Origin of the sequence: Brucella sp. H1_1004 (assembly GCF_047308065.1) — a bacterium.
Classification (GTDB): domain Bacteria; phylum Pseudomonadota; class Alphaproteobacteria; order Rhizobiales; family Rhizobiaceae; genus Brucella; species Brucella pseudogrignonensis_B.
In genome coordinates, this window is the sequence record NZ_JAYKZA010000002.1 from 2,177,692 (window position 1) to 2,194,009 (window position 16,318).

The following is a 16,318-nucleotide window of genomic DNA, read 5'->3' on the forward strand; positions in this document are numbered from 1 at the left end:
ATCTGAAAAATAATTAGAAAAACCCGGCAAGAGCCGGGTTTTTTTATGTCCTCGTAACGGGTGCTTTTGATAAAAGCACAGTGCGTATTGCAAAGCTCGAATGAATGCGTGCGACGCCCGGCAATCGCGACAAAATTTCCTTGTGAATGATTTCATAGGAAGCAGCATTCTCCGCTTCAACGCGTAAAATATAATCAGCATCGCCGGTCATCAGATAGCATTCCTGCACTTCCGGATGGCGCCGCACGGCTTCTTCAAACCGGTTGAGATATTCTTCCGTCTGCCGGTCCAGCGTAATGCGCACAATCGCCACCAACCGCTCATCGCCACCCGATGAGCCGACAATTGCCGTATAGCCGCGAATAACCCCGCTTTCTTCGAGAATCTGAACACGCCGCAGACAAGCGGACTGCGAAAGCCCGACTTCGGCTGCAAGTTGGCTATTGGTCATACGCCCGTCGCGACGGAGGCAGCGGATGATATTACGGTCAATGCTATCGAGTGTCGGCATGCAGAATCTTCAATCTAGAAGCTAATAAATGCGTAATTCGTGTTAAAATTCGCATAATATGCGACAAATAGCAAAAACATTCGAATAGTCTTCGACTATCATTGAGCCTATCGCTTTGGTGGCAAGGAATTGTGATCCGCACCGCCGAGGCGATGTGCTTTTGGGAGGAAGCGGATTAAATTCCAGTCATCCCACTAACAAATTGAGTGCACTGGAAATGAGCCCTATGTCGATGCATTTTTCTCAAACAGAACGAGACCTCGCCGCTGGTGGCGTGCTGACCATCGACCTCCAAGCTCTGCGCCACAATTATGCGACCATTGCAAAACGCATCGCGCCAACGCGTGCGGCAGCAGTGGTTAAAGCAGATTCCTATGGCTTGGGCGCAAACCGCGTCGCACCGGCTTTTTATGAAGCAGGTTGCCGCGATTTCTTCGTCGCCCATCTTGGCGAGGCAATTGCCCTTCGCCCTTTTCTCAATCCTGATGCAACGCTTTATGTGCTCAATGGTTTGCAGCCCGGCACGGAAGCTGCCTGTGCACGCGAGAAAATCCTGCCTGTTCTCAACTCGTTGGAGCAAATTGCAAACTGGTCGGCACTTGCGGCAAGCCTGAACGAAAAACTGCCCGCGCTCTTGCAAATTGATACTGGCATGTCGCGCCTTGGCCTGTCCGCCAAAGAACTCGATCAGCTTGTCGATGACAAGCACCTTCTGGACCCTATCGACGTCAAATTTGTCATCAGCCATTTGGCGAGTGGTGATGAACCGGAAAACCCCGCCAATGCGCGCCAGCTAGCAGCTATGTCGGCAGCGCTTGCCCGTTTGCCAAAAATGCCCGTGGCATTTTCAAACTCCGGCGGTTGTTTCCTCGAAAAGACCTATCACTTCAATCTCGCCCGTCCGGGCGTAGCGCTTTATGGCGTCGGACCTGCCGCTGGCGAAAACCCGATTAAGCCTGTGCTGGAACTCTCCGCCCGCGTCATTCAGGTGCGCGATATCGATAAAGGTGCGGCGGTCGGTTACGGCGGCACATTCATCGCCGACAAGCCCATGCGCATTGCAACCATTGCAGTTGGCTATGCCGATGGCTGGTTCCGCGCTTTGAGCAATAAGGGTTCTGCCTTTTATGGCGACACACGCCTGCCGATTGTCGGTCGCGTGTCGATGGACTCCATCACGCTTGACGTCACGGCCCTGCCCGAAGGCACGCTCACACTCGGCAGCATGGTCGAACTCGTCGGCCCACATCAGCGGCTCGAAGATGTGGCACGTGATTGCGACACCATTCCCTATGAAATCCTGACTTCGTTAGGCCACCGCTATGCCCGTGTTTACGTGGATGGCCCAACACCAAAAGAAAAAGCATAAAACAGAGGCGAACATGCAGATCACCATTCTCGGCAGCGGCGTTATTGGCGTCACCACGGCCTATTATCTGGCCAAACAAGGTCACGAGGTTACCGTTGTTGACCGTGAAGAAGGCCCTGCGTTGGAAACCAGCTTTGCCAATGCCGGACAGGTTTCGCCGGGCTACGCATCGCCATGGGCTGCCCCCGGCATTCCATTAAAAGCCGCCAAATGGCTGTTTCAGAAACATGCGCCGCTGGTTCTGCGCCTGACCTCTGATCCAAAGCAATATAGCTGGCTGTTGCAGATGCTCGCGAACTGTACGGAGAGACGCTACAAGGTCAACAAGAGCCGCATGGTACGCGTGGCCGAATATAGCCGCGATTGCCTTATGGCACTGCGCAATGAAACCGGCATCCAATATGATCAGCGCACGCAGGGCACGTTACAGCTGTTCCGTGAGCAATATCAGCTTGATGGTATCGGCAAGGATATTGAAGTTCTGCGTCAGGATGGCGTACCGTTTGAAGTGCTCGACCGGGAAGACTGCGTGCGTGTTGAACCAGCTCTGGCCCGCGCCCGCGATAAATTTGTCGGCGGCCTGCGCCTGCCCAATGATGAAACCGGCGATTGCTTCAAATTCACCAATGAACTGGCCAAAATTGCCGAAGGTCTTGGCGTTAAATTCCGCTTTGGTGTGGATATCAAATCGCTGCTCATGTCTGGTGGCAAGGTTTCAGGCGTTGAAACTTCGCAAGGCATTCTGACGGCTGATCGTTATGTCGTGGCACTTGGCAGCTACACGCCAGCGCTGGTTAAGTCTCTTGGCCTCGACGCCCCAATCTATCCGGTCAAAGGCTATTCGATCACCGCACCGATCATCAATGAAGAGCTGGCGCCGGTCTCGACCGTGCTGGATGAAAGCTTCAAGATTGCCATCACCCGCCTTGGCGACCGTATCCGCGTCGGCGGCATGGCCGAGGTTTCAGGCTTCACCAAAGATCTGCCCGCTGCACGTCGTGCAACGCTTGATCTGTCGGTGAGCGATCTATTCCCCGGTGGCGATCTCAAGGCTGCAACCTTCTGGTCGGGCCTGCGTCCAATGACGCCGGATTCAACGCCGATCATCGGTGCAACCCGCTATGAAAATGTGTTCATCAATGCGGGCCACGGCACGCTTGGCTGGACCATGGGCCCGGGTTCCGGCAAGCTGCTCGCGGACCTTATCTCGGGTAACAAGCCAGACATTCAGGCTGATGATTTAAGCATCGCCCGCTACTCATAAGCGTAACACTATCAAAAACTCGGTGGTGTGCAGGCGCTCACCACCTCACAGGCCACTGGCCCCACGCATTTGAACCGATGCGGCAGCTTGCTTGAGAAATAATAGGCATCGCCCGGACCTAAGATACGACGCTCGCTGCCGACCGTCACTTCGATGCGACCGGAAATCACGATGCCGCCCTCCTCGCCTTCATGCATGAGCAGAACCTTACCGGTATCAGACCCCGGCTCGTAGCGCTCTTTGAGGATTTGCAACGAACGCGAGAACAAGTGATCACCCACTTGCCGATAGGAAATCGGCCCCTTGCCGATCTCCACCAGCTCATCCGCCTGATAGAAGACCTTGTGCGGTGCATCCGGCTCAAGCGCAAAAAACTCGGCCATTCCGATAGGAATTCCATCCAGAATGCGCTTTAATGCACCCACTGATGGATTGGACTGATTGGCTTCGATCAGCGATATGGTGGAATTGGTCACACCGGCCCGTTTTGCAAGCTCGCGCTGAGACAGATTCTGCCGCATGCGCACATAACGAAGCCTGCCCCCAATATCGATGCTCATCGACACGTCCCTTACTGTTTATGATGTTCGATATATCACAAACTTTTGTTTCAAAGCACATAATTTCAATGATTTAAATTTTATGAGAAAAGGACTTGTTGCCTTCGGTGATACATGTCCTTTTACTCCAAAGAGCCTCATTCAAAAAGCGGCATGTGCGCGCGAAAATGGTGATTTTCGAGTACCGGAGCGCAGTGTACTTAAAGGTACATGAGCACCGGAACGCAGCAAATTGCCATTTGCAGCCGCTCAGGGCGGCTTTTGGAACAGGCTATCAAATAGGAGGTCTGAATGCTTAACAACACCAACGCGCCAAGTCTTGATAACTTCTGGATGCCGTTCACGGCCAACCGCCAGTTCAAGGCCGCCCCACGCCTGCTCGCAAGCGCTTCGGGCATGTATTACACCGATGTCGACGGCAATCAGGTTCTGGACGGAACCGCAGGCCTCTGGTGCTGCAATGCCGGTCATGGCCGCAAGCAGATCACCCAGGCAGTCGAGCGCCAGATCTCGACCATGGACTTCGCGCCGACCTTCCAGATGGGCCACAACATCGCTTTCGATTTTGCTGAAAAGCTCGCAGCCATTGCGCCCGGTGGCCCGGATGCCAAGCTTGATCGCGTGTTCTTCACCAATTCCGGCTCGGAATCGGTCGATACTGCACTCAAGATCGCCATCGCCTATCAGCGTGCCATTGGTCAGGGCACCCGTACGCTCGTGATCGGTCGCGAAAAAGGTTATCACGGCGTTGGCTTCGGCGGCATTTCTGTCGGCGGCCTCGTCAACAACCGTCGTGTCTTCCCGCAGATTCCTGCCGATCATATGCGCCATACGCTCGATATTGGCCGCAATGCCTTCTCCAAAGGCTTGCCAGAACATGGCATCGAGCTGGCTGATGATCTGGAACGTCTGGTTCAGCTCCATGGCGCAGAAAAGATTGCTGCCGTCATCGTCGAACCGATGTCCGGTTCTGCCGGTGTTATTCTGCCACCAAAGGGCTATCTCGAACGCATCCGCGCGACCGCTGACAAGCACGGCATTCTGGTGATCTATGACGAAGTCATCACCGGCTTCGGTCGCCTCGGCACACCATTTGCGGTTGATTATTTCGGCGTTAAGCCTGATCTCGTCACCACTGCCAAGGGCCTGACCAACGGCGCAATCCCGATGGGGGCAGTCTTCGCCAGCCGCACAGTGCATGATGCGCTGATGACTGGCCCGGCCAATGCCATCGAGCTCTTCCACGGCTACACCTATTCCGGCCATCCGGTTGCCTGTGCTGCTGGTCTCGCAACACTTGAAATCTACGCCGAAGAAGGTCTTCTGACCCGCGGCGCAGAGCTGGCCGAGCATTGGGAAAATGCGCTGCATTCGCTCAAAGACGCACCAAATGTCATCGACATCCGCAACCTTGGCCTCGTTGGCGCAATCGAACTTTCGTCCCGCGAAGGCGCCATCGGCGCACGCGCTTACGATGTCTTTGTCGATTGCTTCAAGAAGGGTCTCCTGATCCGCGTCACCGGCGATGTGATCGCGCTTTCGCCACCGCTCATCGTGGAAAAGGAACAGATCGACACCATCGTTTCCATGATCGGAGATGCGCTTAAACGCGCGGCCTGATCACCACCCAGGTCAGGCTGCAACAGAGCGCCGCGCGTCCGATAGGACGCGCAAAGGACGCTCTGAAAATTTAACTACGCATCGAGCTTTCCAAAAATCGAAATCGATTTTTGGGCCGATGCTGTAGCCGCCGCTTTCCCCTGCGGCGGCTTTTTTTGTGAATCGCATTCTCTGGAATCGCGCGCAAAGGATTCTGCACATTATCATTTTAGCGGCCACTACGCGCGAAGCCACCAAAAGCGTAATAACGTTACATTACATCGCTAAATTCAGCTCTGCGACGGTGTAAACTTCGCCACAAGCGCATGACTATCGCCCGGATAAGTGAAACGCACATGCGTCACTGGTTGATCGGCATTCCATGTCTGACGCTCAACAACAAGACAGGGCGAACCGGCAGGTACGCCAAGTGTCGCAGCATTTTCCTCGGTTGAGACAACCGCGCGGATGGAATGCTGCGCATTGCTCCACGGCACGCATGAAACGAGCCATGGACCGGGTGACTGCTCGGCAAAATCGGTCTCTGCTGCGCCTGGCACGGCATCAAGACTGATAATGCGTTCTTCCAGCGCAAAGACCCGCTTTCCGGCATAATGACGGCAAACAAGTTCGATGAGCGGCGTGTGTCGTGGCATGTCGATATGACGTGCATCGGCAGGGCCGCTTAACCGCTCGTTTCGTTTCAGCAGCTCAAAACGATAAGGCTGCCCAAGCGCTGCAACCTCATCGCGAATATCATGGATTTCGAGAATTGCGGCTTGCGACTGCGGGACGGAAACAAAGCTTCCCGAACGGCGCTTTCGCTCAATCAGACCGGCTTTTGCCAGCTGCGTCAGCGCCTTGTTCACGGTCATGCGCGAGCAATTATAATACTCGGTCAGCTCGTGCTCGAACGGGATGCGATGACCGGGCTGCCACTCGCCAGAAATAATGCGCGTTTCAATATCATCCAGAATACGCTGATGCAGCGATAATGTCGGCTCTTCTTTTCCGGATGGATTGTCCTGCACGTCCCGCTCGCCCCATTTATTAGTTCAGCAATTCGCCGATTGCTTTCTGGAAAGCACGCTCTGCCGCATCGCGCAAGCGATGATGTCCGCCCTCCACCTGTTTCACGCCGCGCACCCACACATCAGAGGCACGCGCACGACCGGCAAAAATCCAGCCATCGAGAACCGCATCCCCTTTTGCATGGGGCAGACGCTCAACATCAAGCGATACAAAATCTGCTGAAGCACCTTGCTTCAATCCATCACCCTCACGACCCATAGCAATATTCCCGCCTGCCAATGCATTATCGAACAAGGCGCGTCCGGTCGAGCCTTCGTTTTTCGCCAGCACATTGCGCGCTCGATGCAGCAAACGCTGCGAATATTCATATTGCCGCAACTCATCGCCAATGCCGATCAGCACATTGGAATCAGAACCAACGCCGAAACGGCCACCATTGGCTTCAAAGACGGTAGCGTTAAATGTGCCATCGCCGAGATTGGCTTCCGTGACCGGGCAAAGACCCGCGATCGCACCAGCTTTCGCCATGCGCACGGTTTCCTCGTCAGTCATGTGCGTTGCGTGGATAAGGCACCAGCGCGACGACAATTCCTGATGGTCAAGCAGCCATTCGATAGGTCGCTGTCCCGACCACGCAATGCAGTCCTCGACTTCCTTGACCTGCTCGGCAATGTGAATATGCACTGGCGCGCCGGGCAACAGCTTTGCTGCAAATGTCAGCTCATCCGGGGTGACAGCTCGCAGACTGTGCGGTGCCACGCCAAGCACGGCACCCTCAAAACCTGAAAGCGCCTTTTGGCAGCCCTCGATCAGGCGCGCAAAACTCTGCTGATCATTGATAAAACGACGCTGGCCTTCATTGGGTTCGGCCCCGCCAAAACTCGAATGCGCATAAAGCACGGGCAACAGCGTTAGACCGATGCCAGCGCTTTGCGCTGCCGAGGCAATACGATCCGCCATTTCAGAAATATTGCTATAAGGCGTGCCGTCGCGATCATGATGCAGATAATGAAACTCGCCGACGCGTGTAAAACCGGCTTCCAGCATATCGATATAAAGCCGCAATGCGACTGCCTCCGCCTGTTCCGGCGTCATGGTCAGCGCGAACTTATACATGATCTCGCGCCAGCTCCAGAAACTGTCAGCCGATGGTCCGCGCCGTTCAGCAAGGCCAGCCATGCCATATTGAAACGCGTGGCTGTGGAGGTTCGGCATCCCAGCTACGATCACCTTGTAACGCTCGTCACCCGACTGCGCACCAACACCAGCTTCCACAGAAGCAATTTTTCCATGCGCCAGACCAAGCCGCACATCTTCTGCCCAGCCGCTTTGCAAAAGCGCTTGTTGCGCATGAATAAATTGCGTTTTTTCGACCATGGCGGACATGCTGTTTCGCTCCTCTTTCCATCCGTTTTGCAGCACCATTTTTCAACAGATCACAATCGGATGCATTTTTTCTCTTGGCGGCTTCGCTAATATGTATATACATTATCGAAAAACAGGGGAAGCGAGAAAACGCTCATGACACAGAAATCGAACTTCGTTTTGACCAATGCACGCATCGCCACGCTCAACGAGCAGGCGGAAGGGCTTGGCTTGATTGAAGCTGCAGCAATTGCCGTCAAGGATGGCAAAATCGCTTATGTCGGCGCAGAAGTTGATCTTCCTGCTGAATATGCCTCGCTTGAGAAGATTGACTGCGAAAACCGCCTGATCACGCCCGGTCTGATCGACTGTCACACGCATTTGGTCCACGCAGGCAACCGTGCACATGAATTTGAGCTGCGCCTGAATGGTGCCACTTACGAAGAAGTTGCGCGCGCGGGCGGCGGCATTGTTTCCTCTGTTAAAAATCTGCGCGCGGCCAGCGAAGATGATCTGGTCCGTGAAACCCTGCCCCGCCTCGATGCGCTGATTGCTGAAGGCGTGACGACGGTTGAAGTCAAATCGGGTTATGGCCTCGATACGCAAAGCGAGATAAAATCATTGCGAGCAGCCCGGCGTCTTGGGCATGAACGCGATGTTGCTATTCGCACCACCTTCTTGGGCGCTCATGCCCTGCCACCGGAAATGAATGGCGATAAAACGGCTTTCATCGACAAGATCGTCAATGAAATGCTGCCTGCCATTGCGAGCGAAAATCTCGCCGATGCAGTGGACGGATTCTGCGAAGGCATCGCCTTCCTGCCGGACGAAATCGCACGCGTTTTCGATGCTGCAAAGGCGCACGACCTGCCAGTCAAACTCCACGCCGATCAGCTTTCCAATCTGCATGGCGCAGCCCTTGCCGCGTCCTATGATGCGCTTTCCGCCGATCATCTCGAATATACCGATGCAGAAGGTGCAGCCGCTATGGCCAAGGCTGGAACTGTCGCAGTTCTGCTTCCCGGCGCTTATTATTTCATCCGCGAAACGCAGAAGCCGCCGGTGGAGCTTTTCCGTACCGCTGGCACAAAGATGGCGCTGGCCACCGACAACAATCCCGGTACGTCGCCACTGACCTCGCTTCTGCTCACCATGAATATGGGCGCAACCCTGTTCCGCATGACAGTCGATGAATGCATTGCAGGTGTCACCCGCGAAGCAGCCCGTGCCCTCGGCGTGCTCGACAAGACCGGCACGCTTGAAGTCGGCAAGGACGCGGATCTCGCGATCTGGAACGTCGAGCGCCCAGCAGAGCTTGTTTACCGCATCGGCTTCAACCCGCTGTGGAAGCGGGTTTTCAAAGGCCAGATTTAATCAGAGTTTATTTCAACGCGCACCTTGTCCGAAAAGCGCTTCACACTTTTCGGGATGCGCTCTTAAGGAGTTTTCCATGACCCTTATCTTGAAACCCGGCAGCGTTTCACTTGGCGTACTTGAACAGATTTACCGCGAAAATCATGCCGTTCGCATCGATCCGTCTTTCCATACAGGCGTTGAAAAGGCAGCTCGCCGCATTGCCGAAATCGCCGCCGGCGATGCACCGGTCTATGGCATCAATACCGGCTTTGGTAAGCTCGCCTCGATCCGCATCGCGCCCGAAGATGTAGCAACACTTCAGCGCAATCTGATCCTGTCGCATTGCTGCGGCGTCGGTGAACCGCTGAGCGAAAACATCGTGCGCCTCATCATGGCGCTGAAGCTCATTTCGCTTGGCCGTGGTGCATCAGGCGTGCGGCTGGAACTCATTACCCTTATCGAAGCCATGCTGGAAAAGGGCGTGATCCCGATGATCCCGGCCAAGGGTTCGGTTGGTGCTTCTGGCGATCTCGCGCCGCTTGCGCATATGGCCGCGACAATGATCGGCGAAGGCGAAGCCTTCTATCAGGGCGAACGCCTGCCATCTGCTGACGCACTGAAAAAAGCCGGCCTCAAGCCGGTTGTTCTGGCTGCCAAGGAAGGTCTAGCCCTCATCAACGGCACACAGACCTCAACCGCATTGGCATTGGCCGGCCTGTTCCGCGCGCATCGTGCATTGCAGGCAGCCCTCATCACCGGCGCACTTTCGACCGATGCGGCCATGGGTTCAACGGCTCCGTTTCATCCAGATATTCACACATTGCGTGGGCATCAGGGTCAGATCGATACGGCAGCAGCCCTGCGCAATCTCCTGTCTGGCTCGGTCATTCGCGAAAGCCATCTGGACGGCGACCAGCGCGTGCAGGACCCTTATTGCATCCGCTGTCAGCCGCAAGTTGATGGTGCAGCCCTCGACATTCTGCGCCAGGCTGCCTGCACATTGGAAATCGAAGCCAATGCCGTCACCGATAACCCACTCGTCCTCTCCGATGACAGTGTGGTTTCAGGCGGCAACTTCCATGCCGAACCCGTTGCTTTCGCAGCCGATCAGATTGCGCTGGCTGTGTGTGAAATTGGCGCAATTGCCCAGCGCCGCATTGCACTTCTGGTCGATCCTGCGCTTTCCTTCGGCCTGCCTGCGTTCCTCGCTAAAAAGCCGGGCCTCAATTCGGGTCTTATGATTGCGGAAGTCACATCCGCCGCACTGATGAGCGAAAACAAGCAGATGGCGCATCCGGCATCGGTTGATTCCACGCCAACCTCCGCCAATCAGGAAGATCATGTTTCCATGGCCTGCCATGGTGCACGCCGCCTGTTGCAGATGACCGAAAACCTCAACGCAATCATCGGCATTGAAGCATTGACTGGCGCGCTGGGTGTTGAATTGCGTGGCCCCCTTGAAACCAGTCCAGAACTGAAAAGCGCCATCGCCGTTCTGCGCGCGCATGTGCCGACACTCGACGTTGATCGCTACATGGCCAACGATTTGGCAAGCGCAAGCGCCATCATCGCCGACGGCTCGTTCACCGGCAGCATCAGCGCCCATATTCTGCCTGCACTGGAGATTTGAAATGAGCGCTTTTGAACTCCACCAGGGTTCGTCACCTGTCATTCTCGGCCTGCCCCACACCGGAACAGACGTGCCGGAAGACATCTGGGCGCGGCTCAATGACAATGGCCGCATTCTTGCCGACACCGACTGGCATATCCATCAGCTCTATGACGGGCTACTGGACAATGTCACGACAGTCCGCGCCACCTTTCATCGCTATTGCATCGATGCCAATCGCGATCCGGCAGGTGTGAGCCTCTATCCGGGCCAGAACACCACGACGCTGATCCCGGAAACCGATTTCGACGGCCTTGCAATCTGGAAAGACGGCGAAGCCCCCACCGAAGCCGATATTACAGATCGCATCACCCGCTTTCACAAGCCCTATCACGATGCCCTTGCCGCTGAAATCGAACGCGTGAAAGCAATCCACGGCGTAGCAATCCTTTACGATTGCCACTCGATCCGCTCGCATATCCCGTTCCTGTTTGAAGGCAAGCTGCCGGATTTCAACATCGGCACAGACCTTGGCAAGACCTGCGCACCGGAAATCGAAGCCGCAGCCGTGGAAGTGACCGAAAACGCCAGCGGCTACACATACATTCTCAATGGCCGTTTCAAGGGCGGCTGGACGACGCGCCACTATGGCAAGCCCGAAACCGGCGTCCACGCCATCCAGATGGAGCTGGCGCAATCAACCCATTTAACCACCGAGACCGTTCCCTTTGCCTATGACGAGGCGAAGGCAACAAAGCTTCGTGTGCATCTCAAATCCATTCTTGAGCGGCTTGAGAACATTGCCGCCGAACTGAAATCCTGAGGAGTAAACCATGTCCAACCCACGTCATAACGAGCGTGAAATCCGTGCTCCACGCGGCACCGAACTCAATGCGAAGAGCTGGCTCACCGAAGCACCGCTGCGCATGTTGATGAACAACCTCGACCCGGATGTTGCCGAGCGCCCGCATGAACTGGTTGTCTATGGCGGCATTGGTCGCGCAGCCCGCACATGGGACGACTTTGACCGCATCGTTGCAACATTGAAAACACTCAATGACGACGAAACCCTGCTGGTGCAGTCCGGTAAACCGGTTGGCGTGTTCCGCACCCATAAGGATGCACCGCGCGTTCTGATCGCCAATTCCAACCTCGTGCCCCATTGGGCAACTTGGGATCATTTCAACGAACTGGATAAGAAGGGTCTCGCCATGTATGGCCAGATGACTGCCGGTTCGTGGATTTATATCGGCGCTCAGGGTATTGTGCAGGGCACCTATGAGACCTTCGTGGAAGCCGGTCGCCAGCACTATGATGGCAATCTCAAAGGCAAGTGGATTCTGACCGGCGGCCTCGGCGGCATGGGCGGCGCTCAACCGCTTGCAGCCGTCATGGCAGGCGCTTGCTGCTTGGCCGTTGAATGCGACGAAACCCGCGCCGATTTCCGCCTGCGCACCCGCTATGTCGATGAAAAGACCCACAGCCTCGATGAAGCTCTGGCCAAGATCGACGAATGGACCAAGGCAGGCGAAGCCAAATCCATAGCTCTCATAGGCAACGCGGCTGAAATCTTCCCGGAACTCGTCAAGCGCGGCGTGCGCCCTGACATCGTGACCGACCAGACTTCAGCCCATGATCCGGTGCATGGCTATCTGCCAATCGGCTGGAGCGTTGCTGAATGGCGCGCCAAGCAGGAAAGCGATCCGCAAGCAGTTGCGAAAGCCGCCCGCGCTTCGATGAAGGTGCAGGTTCAGGCCATGCTCGACTTTCATAATGCGGGCATTCCAACGGTGGATTACGGCAACAATATCCGTCAGATGGCGCTTGAAGAAGGTTTGGAAGACGCGTTTGCCTTCCCGGGCTTCGTACCCGCCTATATCCGCCCGCTGTTCTGCCGCGGCATTGGACCTTTCCGCTGGGCAGCCCTTTCCGGCGATCCAGAAGATATTGCAAAGACCGATGCCAAGGTGAAGGAACTGCTGCCAGACAACAAACACCTGCATAACTGGCTCGACATGGCAAAGGAGCGCATCGAATTCCAAGGCCTGCCAGCGCGCATCTGCTGGGTTGGCCTTGGTGATCGTCACCGCCTCGGCCTCGCCTTCAACGAAATGGTTCGCAACGGCGAGCTGAAAGCGCCAATCGTCATTGGCCGTGATCATCTCGATTCAGGTTCGGTCGCGTCACCAAACCGCGAAACCGAAGCCATGAAGGACGGCTCCGACGCCGTATCCGACTGGCCGCTGCTCAACGCGCTTCTCAACACGGCATCGGGCGCAACATGGGTATCGCTCCATCACGGCGGCGGCGTCGGCATGGGCTTCTCCCAGCATTCGGGCATGGTCATCTGCTGTGACGGTTCGGAAGATGCCGATGAACGCATCGGTCGCGTGCTGTGGAATGATCCGGCCACCGGCGTCATGCGCCATGCCGATGCGGGCTATGAAGAAGCCCTCGACTGGGCAAAACAGCAGGGTCTTCGCCTTCCGGCGATCCTTGGAAACTAAGAATCCAATCGAAGGCGGCCCTTACGGGGGCCGCCTTTTTTCATGTTCAAAAATACACGTAATACCGGGGAATATCGATGACAGACACGACGCTTAGCGGCCGGGAACCCTCACGCGGAACGGCAGCACTCAAGCTGGTTGTATACAGCTTCATAGGAATCTTCTTCTTTTTCGTTCCTGTTACGATTGGCGGAAAATCCACTATTCTGCTTGATCATGCAGCCACGGCACTGGCAGCCCAATTGCGACCTGTCGCTCTGACACTTGTTTGTCTGCTGATTGCTTATGGTGCGTTTGGACCATTCTTCAATGGAACATGGAAGAAGAACCTGACGGAAAAAATCTTCTCGGTCTTGCGGGTGCTTGGACTAGTTGCAACGGTCATGTATCTCGCGAATCTCGGTCCGGCGTTGCTGTTCACGCCTGACATGCTGCCTTTTCTTTTTGACAAACTCGTGCTTTCCGTCGGCCTGATTGTGCCAATCGGCGCACTGGCACTTGCTTTTTTGATCGGTTACGGCCTGCTCGAATTCACCGGCGTTATCGTTCAGCCTGTGATGCGCCCCATCTGGCGCACCCCCGGCTGGTCGGCAATTGATGCCGTCGCATCATTCGTTGGCAGCTATTCGCTGGCACTTCTGATCACAGACCGCGTTTATAAAGAAGGCAAATATACCGCACGAGAAGCTGCAATTGTTGCAACCGGATTTTCGACGGTTTCTGCCACTTTCATGATTATCGTCGCGCGGACACTCGGTCTGATGGAATCATGGAACCTCTATTTCTGGACGACTTTCTTCGTCACTTTCATCGTCTCAGCGATCGCAGCGCGCCTGTGGCCGCTAAGCCGTATGGACCATCCGGAAGATCGCGACATGCCACTGCCAGCAGGCAAAGGTCGCATTGAAACTGCGATAGATGCGGGCATTACGCAGGCACAGAGCGCACCAAAGCTGTTGCCTCTGCTCTGGGCAACGTTCCTCGACGGTCTGCGCATGGCATCGATGATTTTGCCAAGCATTATGGCCGTCGGTCTTCTTGGCCTTTTGGCTGCAAAATATACACCGCTTTTCGATGTTCTGGGCCTTGCACTTTATCCATTCACATGGCTTGCGCAGTTTTCCGACCCAATGCTTGCTGCGAAATCCATGGCCTCCGGTCTCGCCGAAATGTTCCTGCCCGCCATTCTTCTCAAAGATGCAGATGTCGCGCTAAAGTTTGTTGCCGCTGTTGTTTCGGTCAGCCAGGTTCTGTTCCTGTCCGCTTCGATCCCATGCGTTCTGGCAACATCCGTACCGCTCAAATTCCGTGATTTGATCGTCATTTGGTACATCCGCACAGCATTGAGCATTCTGCTCACCGCACCCGTTGCTTTCTGGGCAGTATCAAACGGTTGGTTGAATTAATGGAATTCAAAGTCCTCAAAGCGAAGGACCATCGCCGCATGCCGTGGAAAAACGGCGGCGGCGTAACGGTCGAAGTCGCAATCCATCCGATCAATGCGTCGGTCGATAATTTCGACTGGCGCATTTCCACGGCAACCGTTGCCAATGATGGCCCCTTCTCGACCTTCCCCGACATTGATCGCACCTTGTCGGTTCTGGAAGGCAACGGCATTGTTCTCGATGTTGAAGGGGTGGAAACCACCCTCACCCGAGAGACAGCACCCTTTGCCTTTGCCGCCGATGCAAGCTCTGGTGCCCGCCTCATCGACGGCCCAATCACCGACCTCAATGTCATGACACGACGCTTGAGCTTCACGCATCAGGTCACCCGCATCGTCACAAATGATTCGGTAATCGTTGAAGCGGAAAGCGGCACCGTGCTTATTTTCTGTGCAGAAGGAAATTTCGAGCTGAAAAGCGACAATAGAATCGCGCATCTCGACCAGCATGACTGCCTGATCTTATCAGAAGATGCGCAGTTTTCTGTAGAGCTTACTGGGAGAGGCATCGCCTATAAGATTTCGATTATAGACATATAATCAAAGGCTTATTCGATATTTCGCGAGACGGACAAGCAAAGGTTTCTTTGCCTGTCTCTCTGGACAGAAATTGTGGTCCTGCTAATTTGTCTGCAAGAATATGTATATGCTTAAAACAAAAAGGGGTTCACATATGAGAAAATCTTGGTTGGCTGGTGCAGCCCTCGCAGCACTCACCCTTGCCTCTGCCGCACAGGCAGAAACCAAAGTCGCAATCGGCTTTTCCGGCTGGACCGGCTTTGGTCCGCTCACACTTGCGAAAGAAGCGGGTATCTTCAAGAAGAACGGCCTCGACGTCACGCTCAATAAAATTCCGCAGGCAAGCCGCCATCTGGCTCTGGCCTCCGGTGATATCCAGTGCGCTGCAACCACGGTTGAAACATGGATTATCTGGAACTCCGCTGGCGTGAAGTCCAAGCAGATTTTCCAGATGGATAAATCCTATGGCGCTGACGGCATTGCCGTGCGTGGTGACGTCAATTCCTTTGCCGATCTTAAAGGCAAGACAGTTGCAGCCTCCGCGCCCGGCACGTCGCCTTACTTCTTCCTGGCCTATATGCTCGCTAAAAACGGCATGACCACCAAGGACGTCAAAATCGTCAACATGGAACCGGGACCAGCAGCACAGGCTTTTGTTGCGGGCCAGAATGATGCGGCCATGACCTATGAGCCATATCTCTCGACCGTTCGCGCGGCACCGGACAAGGGCAAAATTCTCGCGACCACGCTGGAATATCCCGCTGTGATGGATACGGTCGGCTGCACACCGGACTTCCTTGAAAAGAACCCGGAAGCTGCCAAGGCGCTCGCCACCAGCTATTTTGAAGCGCTGGAAATGATTGCTGCGGATCCGGCCAAGTCCTATGAAATCATGGGTAAGGACGTAAAGCAGTCGGGCGAAGAATTTGGCAAGTCCGCAGCCTATCTGCGCTGGCAGGACAAGGCCGCCAACCAGAAGTTCTTTGAAGGCGAATTCAAGGAATTTTCCGAAGAAGCAACAAAGCTCCTGCTTGACGCTGGTGTCATCAAGAACAAGCCAAATCTCGACGAGATTGTCGACATCAGCTTTATCAAGTAAATGCCATTGCAGCGCAGACTCGGAGTTCACTCCGGGTCTGTTTTATTTCCGCCTCATGCTTGAGGCAGCCTGCGTGCCTGACTA

At 55.2% G+C, this 16,318-nt stretch carries 14 protein-coding genes and 1 pseudogene; 10 read left to right on the plus strand and 5 right to left on the minus strand.

Features of this window, described 5'->3' with window-relative positions; genetic code table 11:
• Positions 1 to 43: 43 nt before the first annotated feature.
• Positions 44 to 511 (minus strand): Lrp/AsnC family transcriptional regulator, encoded by a 468-nt coding sequence (locus U2P60_RS17930; protein WP_413573569.1) that lies wholly within the window; start codon positions 509 to 511, stop codon positions 44 to 46.
• 217 nt (positions 512 to 728) lie between these two features.
• Between U2P60_RS17930 and alr the strand changes: the two genes are divergently transcribed.
• Both alr and U2P60_RS17940 read left to right on the plus strand, forming a co-directional pair.
• Positions 729 to 1,880 carry an alanine racemase gene (alr, locus tag U2P60_RS17935; RefSeq protein WP_413573571.1) on the plus strand — a complete coding sequence of 384 codons (1,152 nt, stop codon included), beginning with the start codon at positions 729 to 731 and terminating at the stop codon, positions 1,878 to 1,880.
• A gap of 13 nt (positions 1,881 to 1,893) precedes the next feature.
• Entirely contained in the window at positions 1,894 to 3,144 is a 1,251-nt protein-coding gene (locus tag U2P60_RS17940) for a D-amino acid dehydrogenase (RefSeq protein WP_413573572.1), read from the plus strand.
• 11 nt (positions 3,145 to 3,155) lie between these two features.
• Here U2P60_RS17940 and U2P60_RS17945 read toward each other — a convergent pair whose 3' ends face one another.
• Positions 3,156 to 3,704, minus strand: a complete 549-nt coding sequence (locus tag U2P60_RS17945; protein ID WP_140903681.1) for a cupin domain-containing protein — start codon at positions 3,702 to 3,704, stop codon at positions 3,156 to 3,158.
• Between the two features lie 106 nt (positions 3,705 to 3,810).
• Positions 3,811 to 3,943: pseudogene (locus U2P60_RS17950) on the minus strand (flagellar basal body P-ring protein FlgI); the annotation flags it as partial.
• Positions 3,944 to 3,995: 52 nt separating this feature from the next.
• Here U2P60_RS17950 and U2P60_RS17955 point away from each other — a divergent pair.
• Positions 3,996 to 5,324 (plus strand): aspartate aminotransferase family protein, encoded by a 1,329-nt coding sequence (locus tag U2P60_RS17955; RefSeq protein ID WP_413573573.1) that lies wholly within the window; start codon positions 3,996 to 3,998, stop codon positions 5,322 to 5,324.
• Between the two features lie 269 nt (positions 5,325 to 5,593).
• Here U2P60_RS17955 and hutC read toward each other — a convergent pair whose 3' ends face one another.
• Together hutC and U2P60_RS17965 are read right to left on the minus strand one after the other, a co-directional pair.
• A complete protein-coding gene (gene hutC / locus U2P60_RS17960) occupies positions 5,594 to 6,334 on the minus strand; it encodes a histidine utilization repressor (RefSeq protein WP_413573575.1) in 741 nt (246 codons plus the stop codon).
• Between the two features lie 19 nt (positions 6,335 to 6,353).
• Positions 6,354 to 7,721 carry a formimidoylglutamate deiminase gene (locus U2P60_RS17965; protein ID WP_413573576.1) on the minus strand — a complete coding sequence of 456 codons (1,368 nt, stop codon included), beginning with the start codon at positions 7,719 to 7,721 and terminating at the stop codon, positions 6,354 to 6,356.
• A gap of 135 nt (positions 7,722 to 7,856) precedes the next feature.
• Here U2P60_RS17965 and hutI point away from each other — a divergent pair, with 135 nt between their 5' ends.
• From hutI to U2P60_RS18000, 7 genes are all read left to right on the plus strand, one after another.
• Positions 7,857 to 9,074, plus strand: coding sequence for an imidazolonepropionase (gene hutI / locus U2P60_RS17970; protein ID WP_413573577.1), 1,218 nt, complete (start codon positions 7,857 to 7,859; stop codon positions 9,072 to 9,074).
• A gap of 76 nt (positions 9,075 to 9,150) precedes the next feature.
• On the plus strand, positions 9,151 to 10,686 hold the full coding sequence (hutH, locus tag U2P60_RS17975) for a histidine ammonia-lyase (RefSeq protein WP_413573578.1): 1,536 nt from the start codon (positions 9,151 to 9,153) through the stop codon (positions 10,684 to 10,686).
• A 1-nt stretch (position 10,687) separates the two neighbouring features.
• Positions 10,688 to 11,488 (plus strand): N-formylglutamate deformylase, encoded by an 801-nt coding sequence (gene hutG, locus U2P60_RS17980; protein WP_413573579.1) that lies wholly within the window; start codon positions 10,688 to 10,690, stop codon positions 11,486 to 11,488.
• Positions 11,489 to 11,498: 10 nt separating this feature from the next.
• On the plus strand, positions 11,499 to 13,172 hold the full coding sequence (hutU, locus tag U2P60_RS17985) for a urocanate hydratase (RefSeq protein ID WP_313826959.1): 1,674 nt from the start codon (positions 11,499 to 11,501) through the stop codon (positions 13,170 to 13,172).
• A 77-nt stretch (positions 13,173 to 13,249) separates the two neighbouring features.
• Positions 13,250 to 14,578 carry a YjiH family protein gene (locus tag U2P60_RS17990; RefSeq protein ID WP_413573580.1) on the plus strand — a complete coding sequence of 443 codons (1,329 nt, stop codon included), beginning with the start codon at positions 13,250 to 13,252 and terminating at the stop codon, positions 14,576 to 14,578.
• Positions 14,578 to 15,156, plus strand: coding sequence for a HutD family protein (locus U2P60_RS17995; protein WP_413573581.1), 579 nt, complete (start codon positions 14,578 to 14,580; stop codon positions 15,154 to 15,156). Before U2P60_RS17990 ends, U2P60_RS17995 begins: the two co-directional genes overlap by 1 nt.
• Positions 15,157 to 15,289: 133 nt before the next feature.
• The gene (locus U2P60_RS18000) at positions 15,290 to 16,234 is read left to right on the plus strand and encodes an ABC transporter substrate-binding protein (RefSeq protein WP_313826964.1); all 945 of its coding nucleotides are present in this window, start codon (positions 15,290 to 15,292) and stop codon (positions 16,232 to 16,234) included.
• Positions 16,235 to 16,318 lie beyond the last annotated feature (84 nt).